Origin of the sequence: Candidatus Tisiphia endosymbiont of Oplodontha viridula (assembly GCF_964264865.1) — a bacterium.
In the GTDB taxonomy this organism is placed as follows: Bacteria; Pseudomonadota; Alphaproteobacteria; order Rickettsiales; family Rickettsiaceae; genus Tisiphia.
The window spans coordinates 736,476-756,399 of sequence record NZ_OZ183486.1 but is presented as its reverse complement, the minus strand read 5'-3'; the positions used below and the strand labels follow the sequence as shown (position 1 = coordinate 756,399).

General features: G+C 33.4%; 9 protein-coding genes and 1 pseudogene. 7 read left to right on the top strand and 3 right to left on the bottom strand.

Translation table 11 applies throughout. From position 1 onward, the window contains the following. Positions 1-95: 95 nt before the first annotated feature. The 3 genes from ACFEL1_RS03565 to ACFEL1_RS03555 all read left to right on the top strand — a co-directional run bounded on the left by ACFEL1_RS03565 (position 96) and on the right by ACFEL1_RS03555 (position 11,733). A complete protein-coding gene (locus ACFEL1_RS03565) occupies positions 96-1,136 on the top strand; it encodes an efflux RND transporter periplasmic adaptor subunit (protein WP_375331459.1) in 1,041 nt (346 codons plus the stop codon). Positions 1,137-1,257: 121 nt separating this feature from the next. Beyond that, complete coding sequence (locus tag ACFEL1_RS03560; RefSeq protein WP_375331458.1) at positions 1,258-8,709, top strand: hypothetical protein; 7,452 nt, start codon at positions 1,258-1,260, stop codon at positions 8,707-8,709. A gap of 15 nt (positions 8,710-8,724) precedes the next feature. Next, positions 8,725-11,733 (top strand): efflux RND transporter permease subunit, encoded by a 3,009-nt coding sequence (locus tag ACFEL1_RS03555; protein ID WP_375331457.1) that lies wholly within the window; start codon positions 8,725-8,727, stop codon positions 11,731-11,733. Between the two features lie 142 nt (positions 11,734-11,875). Here the strand turns inward: ACFEL1_RS03555 and cydB are convergent, their stop codons facing one another. Together cydB and ACFEL1_RS03545 are read right to left on the bottom strand one after the other, a co-directional pair. Then, the gene (gene cydB / locus ACFEL1_RS03550) at positions 11,876-12,895 is read right to left on the bottom strand and encodes a cytochrome d ubiquinol oxidase subunit II (RefSeq protein WP_375331456.1); all 1,020 of its coding nucleotides are present in this window, start codon (positions 12,893-12,895) and stop codon (positions 11,876-11,878) included. Between the two features lie 295 nt (positions 12,896-13,190). Continuing rightward, positions 13,191-14,540 (bottom strand): cytochrome ubiquinol oxidase subunit I, encoded by a 1,350-nt coding sequence (locus ACFEL1_RS03545; protein WP_375331455.1) that lies wholly within the window; start codon positions 14,538-14,540, stop codon positions 13,191-13,193. A gap of 548 nt (positions 14,541-15,088) precedes the next feature. Here ACFEL1_RS03545 and ACFEL1_RS03540 point away from each other — a divergent pair. Together ACFEL1_RS03540 and ACFEL1_RS03535 are read left to right on the top strand one after the other, a co-directional pair. After that, a complete protein-coding gene (locus tag ACFEL1_RS03540) occupies positions 15,089-15,730 on the top strand; it encodes an ankyrin repeat domain-containing protein (RefSeq protein WP_375331454.1) in 642 nt (213 codons plus the stop codon). Between the two features lie 658 nt (positions 15,731-16,388). Then, a complete protein-coding gene (locus ACFEL1_RS03535; RefSeq protein WP_375331453.1) occupies positions 16,389-16,802 on the top strand; it encodes a helix-turn-helix domain-containing protein in 414 nt (137 codons plus the stop codon). Between the two features lie 191 nt (positions 16,803-16,993). On the opposite strand, the gene ACFEL1_RS03530 is transcribed toward ACFEL1_RS03535, so the two are convergent. Further along, a complete protein-coding gene (locus tag ACFEL1_RS03530; protein WP_341762573.1) occupies positions 16,994-17,515 on the bottom strand; it encodes a helix-turn-helix domain-containing protein in 522 nt (173 codons plus the stop codon). 1,234 nt (positions 17,516-18,749) lie between these two features. Between ACFEL1_RS03530 and ACFEL1_RS03520 the strand changes: the two are divergent. Together ACFEL1_RS03520 and ACFEL1_RS03515 are read left to right on the top strand one after the other, a co-directional pair. Continuing rightward, positions 18,750-19,154, top strand: a pseudogene (locus tag ACFEL1_RS03520) (AAA family ATPase); the annotation flags it as partial. Further along, on the top strand, positions 19,137-19,922 hold the full coding sequence (locus ACFEL1_RS03515) for an ATP-binding protein (protein ID WP_410521698.1): 786 nt from the start codon (positions 19,137-19,139) through the stop codon (positions 19,920-19,922). The pseudogene ACFEL1_RS03520 and the gene ACFEL1_RS03515, both read left to right, overlap by 18 nt. Positions 19,923-19,924: the final 2 nt, after the last annotated feature.

The following is a 19,924-nucleotide window of genomic DNA, read 5'->3' as shown; positions in this document are numbered from 1 at the left end:
AATATGGTAAAATTCAAATGACCCTAGGGAAGATATTAATAAGTCGAAGATCCTATATATATGGACTATTATTTGTTGCAGTATCGATTGTTGTAGTGATAGTTTCTATCAAAAAAGTAGTCAGTAGACAAGCCCCAACACAGCAAGTGGACAATCAAGCTGTCGTAATTCCTGTAGAAGTGGTTAAGGCTCAATATTCAGAGGAGACAAATGATATATTGGTTACAACAGGTAAAACCTTAGCCTATGAAACACATGCAGTTAAAGTCAATACAACAGGAAGAATTAAAGAACTTGACTTGCCTATAGGTAGCTATGTTAAAAAAGGTGATATTTTAGCGGTATTAGATACCACGCAAATTGACTATCTGATTGAACTAGCAAATGAAGAGTATCGTCTTAAAGAGAAAAAAGCTAATGCGATGAAGCAGTTATTGGATAAGAACCTCATTAGATATACAGAGTATGTGAACCATAACATAGAATACCTTGATGCTAAACAAAAATATTATACATTACTTGATGAAAAAACCAATCATTATGTTGTTGCACCATTAAGTGGAATTGTTGAACGAAAACTTGTTACTGTGGGGGAGCTTGTTACACAAAAGGATAAAATAGTCGTTCTTTATGATATTCATATTATCAAGGTTGCGTTTGGTCTTGATGAAAGCGACTATCAAAAATTTAAAAGTTCGGGAGGAAGTTATGTCAACATCTATATTCCCGCTTTAAACTTAGCCCTTAAACTAAGTGATTTTAAAACTTCAGAAATTGCCCAAGATAAGAATCACTCAGTCTATATTGAGGCATTTATTCCAAATGATGATAATTCAATCATGCCGGGCTTATTTGTTAACGTAAATGTTATTTTCAATGGCAACAAGCAACGGATAAAATTGCCAAACTCAGCTGTTTTTTTTGACTCTTATTACTATGTCTATGTTATTGAGAATAATACAGCTAAAAAAGTAAGGATTGAAATAGGTGATAGTGATAGCCAAAGTGTAGAGGTAGTTAGTGGCATCAAACCCAATGACCAAGTGGTTATTTCAGGCAAGAAGGGATTGCATGACGAAGCCAAGGTTTTGATTGAAGATGAGACAACTCACTCAACAATACGAAATAGACCATAACTTATTGACGTACCGGAATCGAAACTTGACAAATTATAATAATAGTTTGGTAAATCGAGGATATTTCAATTTAATTTACAATATATTAATACTTTCTTTCATTATCGGAGAACTAAATTAAATGAATAAAAAAATTCAAAAACTATACTTTTTTATGATACTGTTATTCTGTAGTTCTGTTAGTGCTCTTGAGAATAATGATGATAACACAGCTAAACTTAAGCAATTAAACAAAATTCAAGCAGGTGCTATACAGGATCTGAGGAAGAAGGAACTTAAGCTTCAGGAAGAGTTGAAGCAAAAAGAGCAAGAACTGGAGGAATCTCAAAATATTAATGGTAGTGGTACTTCAAATAACTCAAATTCTTCATCAAATACAGGGCAAAGAACTACAGGAAGCAATAATGTTGCTCCAGAACAGTATATTGGTAGTAATAATCGTAATACTCAAGATAATGCAAGTTCTCAAATAAATTCTAAACTATCTGTAAATGATGACAAAAATCTTGATATTGTAAAAGTTCCAAATACTGCTGATTCTGTGCAGAAAACTAATCAATCACAAACTAATCCATCACAAAGTGATATAACTGGAAATTCGAACCAACAAGAAATAATGTTAGGTGATAAGAAGCAATCGAATAGTCAAATTAATCAATTGGACTCAGATGGTGAACCGCTGGAAACACGTGAAAATATTTTGAAATTTGAACTATTGCAGAGTGATATTGAAAAAGCTGAAGCAAAATTAAATGATTTGAATAATGCTTATATGGAGAAAAAATTAGCATTTGAAGAACTAGAGCAATTACAATCACAATTACCTAAACAACCAGAGATAAAAGATAATTCATTAAATCAGCTGCAAAATCAAGAAGCTCAAAAAAATGTGGCTGCTTTACAGGGTGATTTGCAGTTAGAGAAAGGGGTTGTTAAGGAAGAGTTAAAGACTCAGTTAGAAGAGACAGAAAAAAATACAAAAAATCAGCTGACAACACTTAGTGCAGCACAGAATTTAGAATATAATAAGTTGAATACAGATTTACAAGCTAAGTTGGATAAAGATAAAAAAGATCATGAACGAGTTCAGCAAGAATTAGTAGAAAAGGAGAAGGAAAATGAGAATTTGCAAAAGCAGATAACAACCTTAGGTAAAGATAAGGATGGCTTGGGGGTGGATTTAGTAGATGCTAGAAATAAGGCAGCAGCTTTGACTAAAGAAACTGTTGCTTTGAATGCCACTTTGACTGAAACTCAAAAGGCAAGTGAGAAGGCAGCTGAAGATCTAAAAGAACAACAGCAGAAAGTAACAGCTTTGACTCAAGCTCAGACAGGAAAAGATAAGCAAATAGAAGATTTGACTAAAGCAAAGGATGATGCATTAGCAGAGAAGGATAAGTTGGCTAAAGCAAAGGATGAAGCATTAGCAAAGCAGGCTAAGTTGGCGAAAGAAAAGGATGATGCATTAGCAGAGCAAGTTAAGTTGACTAAAGAAAAGGATGAAGCATTAGCTTTGACTAAAGCAAACGAGCAGGCATTAGAATTAGCTCAGAAAGAATTAGAAATAGAAAAGAGCAAATTTGAAGAAGCAAGTAAAAAGTTAGCTCAGGATAAGGATAAGTTAGGGAAAAGCTTAGCAGATGCTAGAAAAAATGCAGAAGATTTGATTACAGCAAACGATAAAGCATTAGACGAGAAGGGTAAGTTAGCTGAAGTACTTGCGGCTCAGCAAGATACGTTAGCAAAGAATCAACAGGAACTGCTAGGTTTGAATCAAGAAAGAGAGAAGATAGCTAAAGAGCTAAAAAATTTGACTGAAGCTCAAGCAAAGAAAGAGCAGGAATTTGCAGCACAAATGGCAGCTTTAACTAAAGAGAAACAGCAGCAAGATACGGAATTACAAAAGGTACAAGCTAAGTTAGATGCAGAGGTTGAAGATCATAAAGCAAAAGAGCAAAAATTAAAAGAAGCAAATGATAAGGTCGCTAAAGATCTAGCAGATTTGACTAAAGTACAACAGGAAAAAGATAACGAATTAAAAGGGATAAAGGATGAGTTGACTGAAACGATAGCAGCTCACGCATTAGACAAACAAAACTTAGAGAAAGAGAATAAGTTAGTGGTGGAGAGGTTTGCAAAGGCAGAAAATGAGATAGCAACTTTGATGGAACAAAAAGATAAAGTGGCTAAAGTTAAGGAGCAGTTGGAGAATAGTTTACAAGTTGCTAATAATGAAAAATATGCTATTCAAGATGAATTTGCTAAAGCACAAGAATCAGAAAGGTTGGCACAGGCTGAGATAGCAAAGAAACAACAGGCATTAGAGTCAGTTCAAAAAGAATTAGTAGAAAAGGAGAATAAATTTAAGGAAGAAAGTGAGAGGTTTGCAAAGGCAGAAAATGAGATAGCAACTTTGATGGAACAAAAAGATGAAGTGGCTAAAGTTAAGAAGCAGTTGGAGAATAGTTTAAAAGTTGCTAATAATGAAAAAGATGCTATTCAAGCTAAATTTGATAAAGCAGAAGAATTAGAAAGGTTGGCACAGGTTGAGATAACAAAGAATCAACAGGCATTAGAATTAGCTCAGCAAGAATTAGTAGAAAAGGAGAAGGAAAATGAGAATTTGCAAGAGCAGATAACAACCTTAGGTAAAGATAAGGATGGCTTGGGGGTGGATTTAGTAGATGCTAGAAATAAGGCAGAAGCTTTGACTAAAGAAACTGTTGCTTTGAATGCCACTTTGACTGAAACTCAAAAGGCAAGAGAGCAGGCAGCTGAGGATCTAAAAGAACAACAGCAGAAAGTAACAGCTTTGACTCAAGCTCAGACAGGAAAAGATAAGCAAATAGAAGATTTGACTAAAGCAAAGGATGATGCATTAGTAGAGAAGGATAAGTTGGCTAAAGAAAAGGATGATGCATTAGCAGAACAGGCTAAGTTGGTTGAAGATGTTAAAGCTCAGGCAGAAAAAATGGTAGCTTTGAATCAAGCAAAAGATGAGGCATTAAAAGACAAGGCTAAGTTGGATGAAGAGGTTAAAGTTCATGAAAAACAAATTGAGGAGTTGACTGCAACATTGGCTGAAGAAAAACAGGCAAAAGAGAAGGCTGATAAAGATTTAGCAGATTTAACCGCAGCTCATAAAGTAAAAGAGGAAGAACTTAAAGTAGCACAGGTTCAGTTAGCTGAAGCGGTTAAAGCTCAGGCAGAAAAAGATCAAGCTATTAAAGCTCAGGAAGAAAGAATGGCGGTTTTAACTAAAGAAAAACAGGAGCAAAATGCGAAATTACAAAAGGTACAAGAGAAGTTAGATGAAGTGGTTGAAGCTCATAAAGCAAACGAGCAGGCATTAGAATTAGCTCAGAAAGAATTAGAAATAGAGAAGAACAAATTTGAGCAAGAAAGTGAGAAGTTTGCTCAAGAAAAGGAACAGTTGAAAACAGAATTAGCAAATGCTAATCAGGATAATGAGGATTTAGACGTCAAGATAGCAGCTTTGACTCAACAAGCAAAGGAGGCAGAGGATAAGTTTGCTGAATTGGAGCAAGCTCACGAAGCTGCACAGGTTGAGATAGTAAATAAGCAACAAGAATTAGAAATAGAGAAGAGCAGGTTTGAGGAAGAAAGTAAGAAGCTACAAAAAAATATAACAGATTTAGAGGATGGTAAGAAACAGTTGGAACAGAATTTAGTAAATGCTGAAAGAAAAGCAGAAGATTTGACTGCAGCAAACGATAAAGCATTAGACGAGAAAGGTAAGTTGGCTGAAGCACTTGCGGCTGCTCAGCAAGATACGTTAGCAAAGAATCAACAGGAATATAAAGCACAAATATCAGATATAACTAACGCAAAAGATGAGGCATTAAAAGACAAGGCTAAGTTGGATGGAGAGGTTGAAGCTCATAAAAAACAAATTGCGGCTTTGAATCAAGCAAACGAGAAGGCAGTTAAAGATTTAGAAGTTCAGAAAGAACAAATTATAGCTTTGAAGCAAGAAAAAGAGCAGGCGGATAAAGGTCAGAAAGCTCTAGAAGAAAAAATTGCAGCTTTGAATCAAGCTAAGGAAGATAGGGGGAAAGAATTTGAGATTCTGCAAGAAGATAAGAAGAAGATGGAACAGAGTTTAGCAACTTTAAAACAAGAAAAAGAGCAGGTAGCTCAAGATTTGAAAGAACAACAGCAGAAAGTTATAGATTTGAATCAAGTTCAGATAGAAAAAGAACGGCAAATTGCAGCTTTAGCTGACGCTCAGCAAAAATTAGTGGAAGATAAGAACAAATTTGAGCAAGAAAGTAAGAATCTACAAAAAAAGATGACAGACTTAGAGGATGCTAAGAAACAGCTGGAACAGAACTTAGTAGATGCTAGAAAAAATGCAGAAGATTTGACTAAAGAGAAACAGGAAAAAGATCAGCAAATTGCAGATTTGACTGCAGAAAAAAATGTGGTAGCTAAAGATTTGGAAGCCCAACAGCAGAAAGTAACAGATTTGACTCAAGCTCAGGTAGAAAAAGAGGATAGAATTGTAGCATTGGATCAAGAAAGAGAGAAGATAGCTAAAGAGATAGTAGAAAAAGAGCAAGAAGTAGCAGATTTAGCTACAACATTGGTTGAAGAAAAACAGGCAAAAGAGAAGGCTGATAAAGATTTAGCAGATTTAACCGCAGCTCATAAAGAAAAAGATGACGAATTAAAAGTACTACAGGATCAGTTAGCTGTAGCGGTTAAAGCTCAGGCAGAAAAAGATCAGCAAATAGCAGATTTGACTCAAGTTCAGCAAGATCTGACTAAAACAAATGAGAATGCAGTTAAAGAGCTAGCAAAAAAAAACAAAGAAATAGCAGATTTGACTCAAGCTCAGGCAGAACAAGTTGCTCTAGCTAAAATAAAAGAGCAAGAAGTAGCAGATTTAACTGCAGCTCATAAAGCAAACGAGCTGGCATTAGAGTCAGCTCAGAAAGAATTAGCAGCAGAAAAGAGCAAATTTGAAGAAGAAAATAAAAAGTTAGCTCAGGATAAGGAGAATTTAGAAAAAAGCTTAGCAAATTCTAAAAAGAATGCACAAGAGTTGCAGGAAGCTCAAAACCAATCACTGCTAAAGTTAAAAGATGCAGAGGATAAATTAAATGATGCAGCTAAAAAGGTAGCAGAATTTAAAGAAGCAAATGATAAGGTCGTTAAAGAGCTAGCAGTTTTGACGGAAGCTCAGAAACAATTTGAGGAAGATAAGAAGCAGTTGGATGAAAGAATTGTAGCTTTGACTGAGGCTCAGCAAGTAAAAGAGCAGGAAATAGCAACTTTGATGGAACAAAAAGATGAAGTGGCTAAAGTTAAGGAGCAGTTGGAGAATAGTTTAAAAGTTGCTAATAATGAAAAAGATGCTATTGACGCTAAATTTGCTAAAGCAGAAGAATCAGAAAGGTTGGCACAGGTTGAGATAGCAAAGAAACAACAGGCATTAGAATTAGCTAAGAAAGAATTAGTAGAAAAGGAGAATGAATTCAAGGAAGAAAGTGATAAGTTTGTTCAAGAAAAGGAACAGTTGGAAGAAAAGTTAGCAACTGCTGAAAAAAATGCAGAAGCTTTGACTACAGCAAACGAGCAGGCAATTAAAGATCATGAACAAATAGCAGATTTGAATGCAGCTTTGCTTAAAGAAAAACAGGCAAAGGATGAAGCATTAGCAGAGCAGGCTAAGTTAGCTACAGTGGTTGAAGCTCAGAAAGAAAAAGAGCAAGAGCATGAAGCAAAAATAATAGCTTTGACTGAAGAAAAAGATCAGATAGCTAAAGCAAATGAGAAGGTAATTAAAGAGCTAGCAGAAACAAGGCAGGAAATTCAAGACCTAGAAGATGTACTTAAAGAAGAGGGACAGATAGTTGAAGATCTAAAAGCTTTGACTGAAGATTATAAAGAACAAATAGAAGATTTGACTGAGGAAACCGTACGAGTAGCTAAAGAGTTGGTAGAGAAAGAGAATGAAGTTGAAGAGCTAGCAGATGTACTTGAAGAAAAAAATCAGGTAGTTAAAGCTTATAGAGAACAATTAGAAGAATTGATAGAAGAAAACAAGCAAGTAGCTCAAGAACTAGAAAAAAAAGAGGAAGAAGTTAAAGCACTAGAAGATTTGACTAAAAAAAACGAGCAAATGGTTCAAGAGTTAGAAGAGAAAATTGCTTTGACTAAAGCAAATGGTGGAGAATTAAAAGCGCTACATGATCAATTGAAATTAGCTCAGGAAAAATCCAAGAAAGGTAAGATGCAATTGGTGGAAACCACGTACCATCTTACTGCACTTAAAGGACAATCAAGCCAAGTGGGAGGGAGAAACAATCAACAGCAAAGAGCGGATAAATTATCAGATAATCTAAAACAGGTTAAACAACAAGACAAAGATATTGCAGAAAGAGAGAGGAAAGTAAAAGATACTATATTAAAGCTTAAACGGGCAGAAGATGATATTACAGCAAGAGAGACCGCAATAAAAACTGCCAAACCAAAGCTTAAACGGGCAGAAGATGATATTACAGCAAGAGAGACCGCAATAAAAACTGCCAAACCAAAGCTTAAACGGGCAGAAGATGATATTACAGCAAGAGAGACCGCAATAAAAACTGCCAAACCAAAGCTTAAACGGGCAGAAGATGATATTACAGCAAGAGAGACCGCAATAAAAACTGCCAAACCAAAGCTTAAACGGGCAGAAGATGATATTACAGCAAGAGAGACCGCAATAAAAACTGCCAAACCAAAGCTTAAACGGGCAGAAGATGATATTACAGCAAGAGAGACCGCAATAAAAACTGCCAAACCAAAGCTTAAACGGGCAGAAGATGATATTACAGCAAGAGAGACCGCAATAAAAACTGCCAAACTAAAGCTTAAACGGGCAGAAGACGGTATTACAGCAAGTGTGCCAGCAACTACGGTACATAGGCGTTCAGCAAATGCAAAACCAGCATATCAAGAATTAGCTGAACTACAACAAGAGATTGCGACGTTAAAGGAGACAAATAAACAACTGCTTCGTAATCCTAACAGTACAAACAAAGCTGTAGCAGATAATAGTATTAAGAGATCTCATAGTTTAAATGATTTAACAAAATCACCCGATCTATCAGACAATAAACCTATTGAGACTAATATATCAGAAAAAAAACAGATCAAGAGTGAAGTTGTAACCCCAAAGAATCCTACAACTAAAGTAGTCAATTCAGTGCAAACAGTAGGAGTTGGTAGGATATCAGGAGTAAAACAGGACAAAACTCCAGTTGTAATCCAAAAAGGAGAATACCCAGCTAAGGTAGCTAGTCCAGTAAAAACAGTAAGAACTGGAGCTAGTAACGTATTAATAGAACGAGGACAGAATGGTCCTCAACTTGCAGCCTCAAAGCGGCCTACAACTAAGGTAATCGATCCAGAAATAGTAAAAAAAGATACTGCTGTAACTAAACCTAAAATTGTAATCCCAGCTGTAACTAGAATACCAAACAATGCCACGCCACCCAAAATCCTGAACTCACTACCGAGGCAAATAGGGGTGCAGAGTCCTACTAAGAATATTAGGCATTAATATGAAAAAATTTTTATGATAAAAAAATTGTTGGAACATAGTAGCTTCTTTATTGTGATAAATATTGTGGTTGTGCTATTTGGTATATACTCATATTTGCAGCTGAAAATTCAACTTTTACCAAACATTCCTGTTTCAAATATTTACATTTCTATCGTTAACCCGAATGTAAAGCCGGACCTGATAGAGAAATATACTACCAAACCTTTTGAGGAAGTTTTTTCACATATTGATGGTCTTAAGTCAATTATTGCTATTAGTCATTTAGGAGAGAGTAAAATAACTCTCAGTATTGCCAAGAAAGTTCCTATAGAACAAGCAATTAATCAAGTTAGAGATTTGATATTAAAAAATAAGGCTCTCCTGCCAGAGGGGGCTAAAGAGCCTATAATATCTACTGAAAGCTTTTCTGTTTTACCAATGATGTATATTGCGGTGAGTTCTAAGAACAATGTATCAGCTACTGCTGATGATATTGAGTTGATCAAAAAAAAGCTTAAATATGTTGATGGTGTAGCCAATACATCTAGTTTTGGTGTGACTGAAAAAGTGATTAATATCGATATTGATCCTGAAAAGATTGCAAAATATTATATCCCGTTAGATAGTATTCTTGCTTCGTTAACACTACAAAACAGCGATTTCTCTGGTGGTAAATTATCAAATCAATATAAAACGGAGTATATTTCTTTTGATACAGCAATTAGTAAGTTGAGTGATTTTGGCGAAATCAATTTAGAAAGTAATAATGTTGCTATAAAATTAAAAAATATTGCCAGCATTACAATATCAGATAAAGAGCTACTTAGCCTTGCTTATTTTGGCATGGATAAAATTGTTTTATTAGGTATTTTTGCTAAGTCGGATGCAAATCCAATCGACGTATCAAAGAGTGTCAAACATTTCCTAGAACATTATGAAAAAGCCAATCCACAATTTATCTTTCAGGTTATTATCGATGATAGCCAAGATATTTTACAAGCATTTCAAGAAGTAAGAAAAACTTTGCTTGAATCAGTCTTGTTGGTATCAGTAATTGTTTTACTGCTAATGGGATCATTGCGATATTCAATTATCGCAATTTGTGCAATTCCAGTCTCGCTTGCAGCTTGTTTTGTTATGCTGTACTTATGTGGTTTTACACTCAATGCCATAACAATGTTGGCGATGGTACTGGCTATAGGGTTAGTAGTTGACGACTCTATTGTAGTGATTGAAAATGCTGAACATTATTATCGGAAGAATAAAGATGCTTTAACTAGTATATTGCAAGCAATTTATAGTCTTTTTTTATCTGTTTTAATATTGATGTTTACGCTAGTAGTAATATATGTCCCTATTTTGTTTATTAAAGGAGAAGTAGGAAAAATTTTGCAGGAATTTGCTTTGTCAGTAATTGCTTGTTTAGTGATGTCCTTTATCGTTGCATTTACCTTAACACCCATATTGTTTTTAAAACTAGCAAATAATACGCATGAAAGCAAATTTGTTCAAATTGTTAATAAGATGCTGGATATGATTACCTATAAATATACGAATTCTTTGTTTTTTATTATACGCCATGCCAAAGTATTTTTATCCTTGGTAACTATTGTTGTAGCGGCTGGTACATATGTTGCAGTTAACAATATGAAAATAGAAATTGAGCCATTTGAAAAAAAAGATATGCTCATACTTACTAACACCTTTATGGTTAATACCAATTTAAGTTACATCCATCACTATATGGAGAAAATTACTAAAATAATCAAAGATAATGATAATATAAAATATACTCTGAGCATTGAAGAATCACCACGTTCAACGATTTGGTTGATATTAAAAGATAAAGCTAAAGCGGTACAAACATTGCATGACATTGAAGCTAAACTAGCAAAAATAGCAGTGGGTGGAGATATTTCAGTGAAATTTGCTCAGGGGAAAAATGCTGGTTCAGCAAAGGGTAATGTTGAGTTAAGCTTTTATGTCAATAACCAATCATCCATGGAGAATGCTTGGCAGGCTGTTCATTTTATACAGACTAACTCAAAAGATTTATTTACTAATGTTATAGCTATTGAGGCTTCACCTGTACAAGATTATAAAATTTGGTGTAATCAAGATAAGTTATTTAAATATGGTTTAAGTCAGAAAGATATATCAAGTACGTTAGACATTCTGTTTAATGCTAGGAAGATAGGGAGCTTTAAGCACTATGATAATAGCTATGATGTCATCGCTAAATCAGATCCTAAATTTGGCAAAACACTAAGTAATATACAAAATATGTTCATTACAACACAGAAAAATGGAGAAAACCTTATTCAGCTTAAGGATATATGTGATATTAATAGGGTGAATACCGTTAATCAAATTATGCGTTATAATGAGCAATATTCCATTGAAGTAATTGCCACTGCTAAACATGGTATTAAATTGCAGGATGCAGTTCATTTTATTAATCAGTTAAACAGCAAGTTACCAAATGATAGTGATATTAGCTATAGTGAGCAAACGCAAATACTTATTGATTCAACATCATCATTTACAGTACTAATTTTACTATCTGTACTTGGACTCTACTTATTAATGTTTGCACGTTTTAACGACTCAATTCTATCACTGTTTATTTTAGTTGGGGGAATTCCAGCCGCTTTAAGTGTAGCATTATTAAGCTTATATTTTTCTCAAGGGGGATTAAATATATATACGCAAATATCACTTATCACACTAGCAGGATTAATGACTAAGCATAGTGTGTTGTTATGTAGTGCAATGCATCAGAAGGGACAAAGAACTCTAAAAACAATAGTAACAGCGGCAACATCAAGAATCAGGGCAATTTTAATTACTTCTTTAGCTATGAGTATTGGTTTGTTGTCACTTTTCTTTGATAATGGCAACTATGCCAATAGTCGTTTTCAAATGGCTATAGTTTTGGTAACAGGGATTGTTGTTGGGTCGATATTAACACTTTATGTAACACCTTTGCTTTATGTTGGTTTTCATCAACTGTCGAAAGTTAGAAGAGCTAGGGAGCAGTAGTAAAAGCTATTAGTTTAATATATAAAAGATAGCTTTAATTATACAGGATAATGATAGCACAAATATTAACCCCACTAAGTATAATATTACAAACCAAAACCATTGTTTGGATTTTTGAGAAATAAAAATTTTTCTCAACTTACTAATACATAGGGTGATGAGTCGATTTTCCACGGAATATATAATAACAATAAGTTGTATAACCCAATATTATTGGTAAAAGTGTTGCCGCCCCTACCAACATTAGAGATTGTGATTCTGCTGCCGCTGCCGCTTGCCACAGAGATATTTGATATGGTACTATAAAAGGCCAAATACTTAAGATAAGCCCCAAATAGCCTAGAATAAAAAGTAAAACTGAGTAACAAAAAGGCTGAAATTCTTTATTCTTATAAAGAGTTGAAAGTAACCTAAATAATGTAAAAATAGTTAAAACGGGGATTAATGAGAGATATATAAAATTAGGCATACTAAACCAAAATATACGAATTCGCTCATTTAAAAACGGTATCCATAAACTTACTAAACCCATAAATAACATAACATATATTAACACGTATGATGCGGATTTACGAGCCCATATTTGGGTATTTTTGTCAGTTTTCATTATCAGCCAAGTAGCCCCAAGAAGAGCGTAACCAAATACTAGAGCAATACCTGTCATGATAGAAAAAGGTGTTAGCCAATCAAAAGCATTGCCAACAAATATCCTGCCATCAATTTTAATTCCTTGTATAAAAGCTCCTAGCATAATTCCCTGAAATAATGCAGCGATGATAGAGCCAAAATGGAAAGAGTAATCCCATATGAAACAATATTTTAGAGAGGCTTTAAATCTAAATTCAAAAGCTACTCCGCGGAAGATTAATCCCAAAAGCATTACGGTAATTGGTATATAGAAGGCTGACATTAAAACTGAATAAGCTAGTGGGAATGCGGCAAATAACCCCCCACCACCTAAAACTAACCAAGTTTCATTACCGTCCCAAAATGGTACTACAGAGTTCATCATTTTATTGCGGCAATCTTGAGTAGGAGCAAATGGGAATAATATACCAATGCCTAGATCAAAACCATCTAATAATACATAAAGAAAGATTGCTGTGGCAATTATTCCACCCCAAACCAAAGGTAAATCTATATAGGGAGCAAAATTAAGCATGGTTGATATATCCTTACTACGCTAATTCGGGATAAGAATTTGTCAATTCTTATCCCAAATTCAGTGAAATTATAGATTGCTTCGTCGACCTATGGTCTACTCGCAATGACGTTTTATAGGCGTATATGTCATTGCGAGCGAACGTACGTGAGTGTGGCAATCCATTTTGCTAAAAACATGATTTTAATCTTTTAAAATCATGTTTTTAGCTTTAGAAAGGTTTGAAATGTATTCGCAAAACCGCTTTAAGAATGCATTTTTCCTTATATTAAAGCCCATTCGGGATAAGAATTAACTAATTCTTATCCCGAATGGGGGTATATACTATAGTTGTAGTACTAGGTCCTTTTTTTATTAAAGTTATAATATAATAAATGCCTCCGCCAAATATAAAAGCATACACTATAACAAAAGCAATTAGTGAGGCAAAGATATATTGACCTAATACTGGTGAAGATACTTCAGATGTTCTGAGTATATTATATACTACATAAGGTTGCCTACCAACTTCTGTAACAAACCAACCTGCTAATATTGCTATAAAACCAGATGGAGTCATCAACATGCACCAATATTGAAACCATTTTGTATCAAATAATCTTTTACGTAAGTATAACACTAATGCAATAACCCCAGTAATTACCATTAATATACCGATTCCTACCATTACTCGGAAGGAAAAAAATACTATTAATACAGGAGGTCGATTTTCTTTTGGCCATTCTTTTAAACCTTTTACTTCTCCATCTAAGCTGTGTGTCAGTAATAAGCTAGCAACTTTTGGTATTTCTATAGTATATTTTGTCGTCTCTTCTTCTGATAAAGGCCAGCCAAAGAGTCTAAGGCCTGCTCCTTTCTCTGTGTCCCATATACCTTCTATAGCAGCAACTTTTGTCGGCTGATGTTTTAGAGTATTTAACCCATGTTGATCACCAATAAGAAGTTGTATGGGGGCAACAGCTACTGCCATTAACATTGCCATGCCAAACATGATTCTAGCATGGTTAACAAATTTTTTATGTAAAAGATAGCAGGCAGCAACACCACCAACTGCAAAAGCTGTAGTTAAATATGCTGCTACAATCATATGACAAAAACGATATGGAAATGAAGGATTAAAAATAATTTTCAACCAACTTACCGGGTATAAAATATTATCTGCTCGTACTTCATAACCAGTAGGAGTTTGCATCCAGCTATTAGCTGCAAGAATCCAAAAAGCAGAGATAATTGTACCAACTGCCACGATTAAAGTGGCAGCGAAATGCATATTTTTACTGACTCTATTCCAGCCAAATAGCATAATTCCAAGGAAAGATGATTCCAAAAAGAATGCAGTAAGCACTTCAAAACCTAAAAGTGGTCCAAGTACATTACCTACCTTATCAGAGAAACCTGACCAATTAGTACCAAATTGATAAGACATAACAACGCCTGATACCACTCCCATACCAAAAGTAATAGCAAAAATCTTAATCCAAAATTTATATATTTCTTGATAAATATTATTGCCAGTTTTAATCCATAACCCTTCTACGACAGCAAGCCAGCTAGCAAGGCCAATGGTAAAGGACGGAAAAATTATATGAAAACTTATGGTAAAGGCAAATTGTATACGAGATAGTAGATTAGGATCGAATTCCATATTGTTACTTTGTGTCAAACCGCTTTAAGTCTGATTGTTTATACTCTCATTCCAATTTCGGATTAATGAAATTAATCCGAAATTGAGGTGATAAGAGACTTCTTTGATAAAAAATACTATAGTCAGTTTTATTTTCAAATGCTACCATACACTATTCGCACTAGATTGTCACGTTAAGTTAACCTCATTTTATGCGAATTCGGGATAAGAATTTATCAATTCTTATCCTAGATTCGGTGAAATTATGGAAACAATCAGATTTGAGACGGCTCTGCATCTGATTGTTAAATTAATATTGTGCTAAAATCATGTTTTTAGCTTTAGAAAGGTTTAAAATGCATTCGCGTTAGCCGTTTTAAGAATGCATTTTTCCTTATATTAAAGCCAATTCGGAGTCACATTCGAGTATATAAACCTTTGATTCTATTTATTCAACTTAAAAATTTTTTAAATATTGCTTGCATGTAATGGAATTTTACTGTAATATGACCACAAATATCCGTTTCAAACGGATATTTGTGATATAAAAACTAACTGGAGGAATAAATATGACGTTTGGAACAGTGTGTAAGCAAGTTGTTGCTAAAGTACGCTATGGTGGTTTAACTACTTTATTTGATAAAAATCCTTTATTTACAGCTGTAAAGACAGGTAATGTAAAATTAGTAAATCATTTAGTTACAAAAGGTAATGTAAATAATCAAGATAAAGACGGTAATACTGTACTACATTATGCAACAGAACATAAAAACAATCCTAATAGTACTAAGATCACTGAAATGTTATTAGAAATGGCAGCAGATCCAAATATAGCTAATAAGGACACTAATACACCATTAGACATTGCTTCTATAAATGGTAATTATCCAAATGTTCATCTATTAGAAGCATATGGTGCTAGAATTAAAAAACCATATTTGTTTAAGGCACAGCTAGATAAGAATATACAGAAAGATATAAATGATTTTCGGGAATTATTGAACAAATCAATGGGTTTATCATCTGATGCTCATTTAAAAAAGATAAGTGATATTGTAGAATCCTTATATGAAGCAACAAGTCATGACACTACGGATTATTCATTTAATAATAAATGTACTACTATATACCAAACTGTACTTGATCGTGGTATTGGTGCAGTGTCTGTTCCATTGTCAGGGGTAGATGATGGACTATCTTTTGATTCTTAATGAAGTAAGTGGGTAGCAACTGGAAAATGGATGAAACATATATATACTCAGGTAGAACTTCAAGAATTGTCGGCGTCGTGTCAAAGGTCTGTGCTGCTCCGTTACTCATGTACGCTACGCCGCTCGACTTTGCTACTGCCTAGCTCTTCTTGAAGTTATACTATCGTCTACCCAACTCTTGAAATCATAGTAGTATACTCGATGAAAATCAAGAATTGCGTTGTCGTCTTCAGGGATCGTAGGTAGCCACGTACTAAATGTACGCCTAGCCCCTACAACTGTTGAAAGTTAAAAAACCGTCTATTAGCGAAGTGCCGTTAGGTGCTGTGGCAATCTTCATGATAGTCAAGGTCTCCTTCACGAGATTGCCACGTCGCAGCTTGCAGCGGCTTCTCGCAATGACGGTTTAAGCCTTACAACAGCGCTTCGCTAATAGACGGTTTTTTAACTTTTAACAGTTATGGATGTCACCCCTAATGGCATACTGAACCTACTATTAATTTATTACATCGATACTTGAGGTTATATATAGACAAAAACAACAGCTAGAGCAGCAGAAACAATTAGAATTAACACAAAATAATGTAATTGGTATTTACTTTTTGATTATTATACCTTATATTTTAAAAATATTAATTTTATATACAAAGTATTACTTATGGCAAATTTACAGGCTAGACTTAATTCGTTAATGGCTCAAAAAAACATAAATGCTATAGATATAGAGAGGAAAACTGGACTAAGTAGAAATACTGTCTATAGCATTTTGTATGGTAGTTCAAAAAATCCTAGTGCTAATAATTTACAATTAATTGCAAAAGCCTTAGACATTAACTTGGAAGCTCTTGTTATTGATAATGAAATAAACCTCGAGATACTAACTGTTGATCAGATAAAAATTTTTAGCAAAGCTACTAGTGCAACAATTAATATATTAATTGAAAGAAACTTAAGTTTCTCATTGAGAAACCTTACAGTTCTAATAAAAGAAGTATATGAGTATGCTTTGAAGAAGCAGTCTGTTGATAATATATTTATAGATTGGATAATTGATAAATATCATAAACCTTAATTGTGTGGTTATAGACACGGTTACAAGATAATTGTCAGATGAATAAATTTATAGTGTACTCTTCTGATCCTACGAATTGTTTTTTGAGAATATCATTGATTCGCATGCGTAACTATACTATATATACGCTACGCCTTCTCACCATTCATTTTCAAATCATTTGAGTATGCCTGTCAGCAGCAACTAAAAATTCAATCAGAAGATTTACCATTGTCAGTATCTTTAGTAGGGGCAATTCTACCAACCATTTCATCTAGTGATATTTCAAAATAATCTGCTAGGGCTACTACAATTTGACTATTTAAAGTTTTTTGTTCCCTATTACTATTAACAAAACTATGTAAAGAGTTATTACTAAAACCTATAGTCATGCCTAATTTATATAAGTTTAAATTTTGTTTCTTTACCTTATCAATCAAAAACTTCTTTATATTAGAAGTGATGTCACTTGATGTAATTTTATAAAATTCTAGACTTTCTATATTAGGTAAAGAAATATATTCATTTCTTCCTACAACTTCATCCATAGAACACTTAAAGTAGTCAGCAATTTTCAATATATTACTAATAGTTGGGTTAGCTTTCAGACATTGCATAATATTAGTTACAGTAGAATAAGGAATGCCACTTTGTTCAGCAAAATCTTTTCTTGTTAATTTTAATTCATCAAACTTTTTTTTGAGGAATTCTTGTATTTGGTGAACAAGAGCCATATACTCAGAACAATTAAAATTTAAATACTCCCACCATAGAAATATTTTTTCTTGACACCTCAAAATAACTATAATAAACTAGCAAAATAGAATGAGATTATTAAAAAAGAGATCAATGATTATTGATTAATTTTTTAAAGCAAAGAATATACTTTTCTAAATCTCAAACTAAAAAACCAATATAATACTTAAGCTCTACTCTTAAATAAAGCTCAAGTATTATATTGAATATTATAGTTAACTGGTAAGTACTTTCAAGTTCGCAAAATTTCTAAGTACTTACTAGTAGCATTAATCAAATAGCATCAACTGCTATTTAAATAATAACCTTTTTATTGAGGTATTACTGTGATCATATACAAATTTCTTAGCCAAATCAACCCCAAATCAACTTATTTCAACCTCATTTATTTTTACAATCCTAGTAATACCATAATTCTATAATGTAAATGATATCAATCTTAGAACAATACAATGGAAGTAGAATATGTATTACCCACTATTAGTCATTCTATTATTCAGCATAATCATAGGGCAGATATTGTTAATTCTGTTATCTGTCAGGTGGTTTAGTAATATCCAGCTAAGCTATAACAATATTATTAGCATCAGTAAAGACTTCCCCAATACCTACATCAAGGCAAAAGATGAAATAGCACTATTGCATAAAGAAATAATAGAGTTAATTACTCTAAACTACTAAGAAAGAGCAAGGTATATTACATATGACGTTTCGTTTAGAAGAGATGCATATATGCATAGAAATGCTACTTAATGAATTTAGAGAGCTTACTAATACTACGTCACAGACCAAGGAGAAAAAATAATTCTTATAATAATCCTTGTATGTTCAAGATTCATTCAAGTATATATACTCTTCTGCTTTGAAAAATTGTTTTTTGAAAATATCATGGATTCGCATGCGTAACTATACTATATGTACGCCTAGCATGCTCACCATTCATTAGACTTCTTTCGAAACTCTACTTCTGCTGGTGATTTGTACGCGACGTCTGTACTCGAATCCTCACGTACATTAGAGTACTCTGCGGGTCGAGGTTTCGCGTCTCCTTCACACCCTTGCGCATAAGCGAGTTTCGAAAGAAGTCTATTTTCAAATCCAATTCTTCAAATCATTTGAGTATACCCTAACTCAATATATATAAAAATAAGAGACAAAGAGATATATTAGGAATATAATCTTCTAAATATCAGATTTATTAGGAATATATTCATGATTATCAAGAGATTTTTAAATTTAAAATTACCTGAGAAGCAATCTTGTTTTTTATGGGGGGCTCGTAAAACTGGCAAATCAACATATTTAAAAAAATGCTTTCCAAACGCTCTTTATATAGACTTACTGCAAGCAGATATATATCAAATTTATTTCCAACATCCGGAACGTTTAAGAGAAGAAATAAACGCACAAAATAAAGTATCTACTATCATTATCGATGAAGTACAAAAAGTACCTTTGCTTCTTGATGAAGTGCATCATTTAATAGAATCAAATAAGTTTTTGGCAAATAATTCTCTACAATTTATTCTTTGTGGATCAAGTGCAAGGCGATTAAAATCAACTGGAGCTAATTTACTTGGAGGTAGAGCTTGGAGATATATGTTTTTACCACTATGTTATCCTGAACTAAAAGAACTGAATTGGCATAAAATATGTAATCATGGGCTTATTCCAGACCATTATATAGCTTCGCAGAATATTCATAAATATTTAGCTTCGTATTTATATGATTATATTTTACCGGAAGTCCAGTTTGAGGCAAGTCTGAGGAAAAGAGAGGCTTTTGCTAGATTTTTAGAAATTATAGGAATTTCTAATGGTGAAATGATCAATTATAGTAATATTGCTCGGGATTGTGCAGTAGATGCAAAAACTGTTAAAACATATTTTGAAATATTAGAGGATATGTATCTTGGGTATCATTTATATCCTTATAGGTCACGTACTAAACGACAAATTATTACAGAAACACCTAAATTCTATCTTTTTGATACTGCTCTTGTTAATTATTTAAGAAAATATGAGTATCAAGAAATGATAGGATTTGAAGCTGGTAAAGCTTTTGAACATTATGTGTTTCTAGAATTTATAGCATATAAATATCTAAATGATAAAAGAGATCAGTTATGTTATTGGCGTACGAAGGAAGGTTACGAGGTTGATTTTATCGTACAGGATAATGCATTTGAAGTTAAAATTTCCTCTTCTATACAAAAAAATCATTTAAAAGGACTTTTAGAATTTGCAAAAGAACATAATTTTAAATTACATGTTATTAGCTTAGAAAAAACAAAACGTGTAATCATATTAGAAAATAAAGAAATTACTATTTGGCCTATAAGAGAGTTTCTAGATATGTTATGGGGAAATAATATATGGCAGTGAAC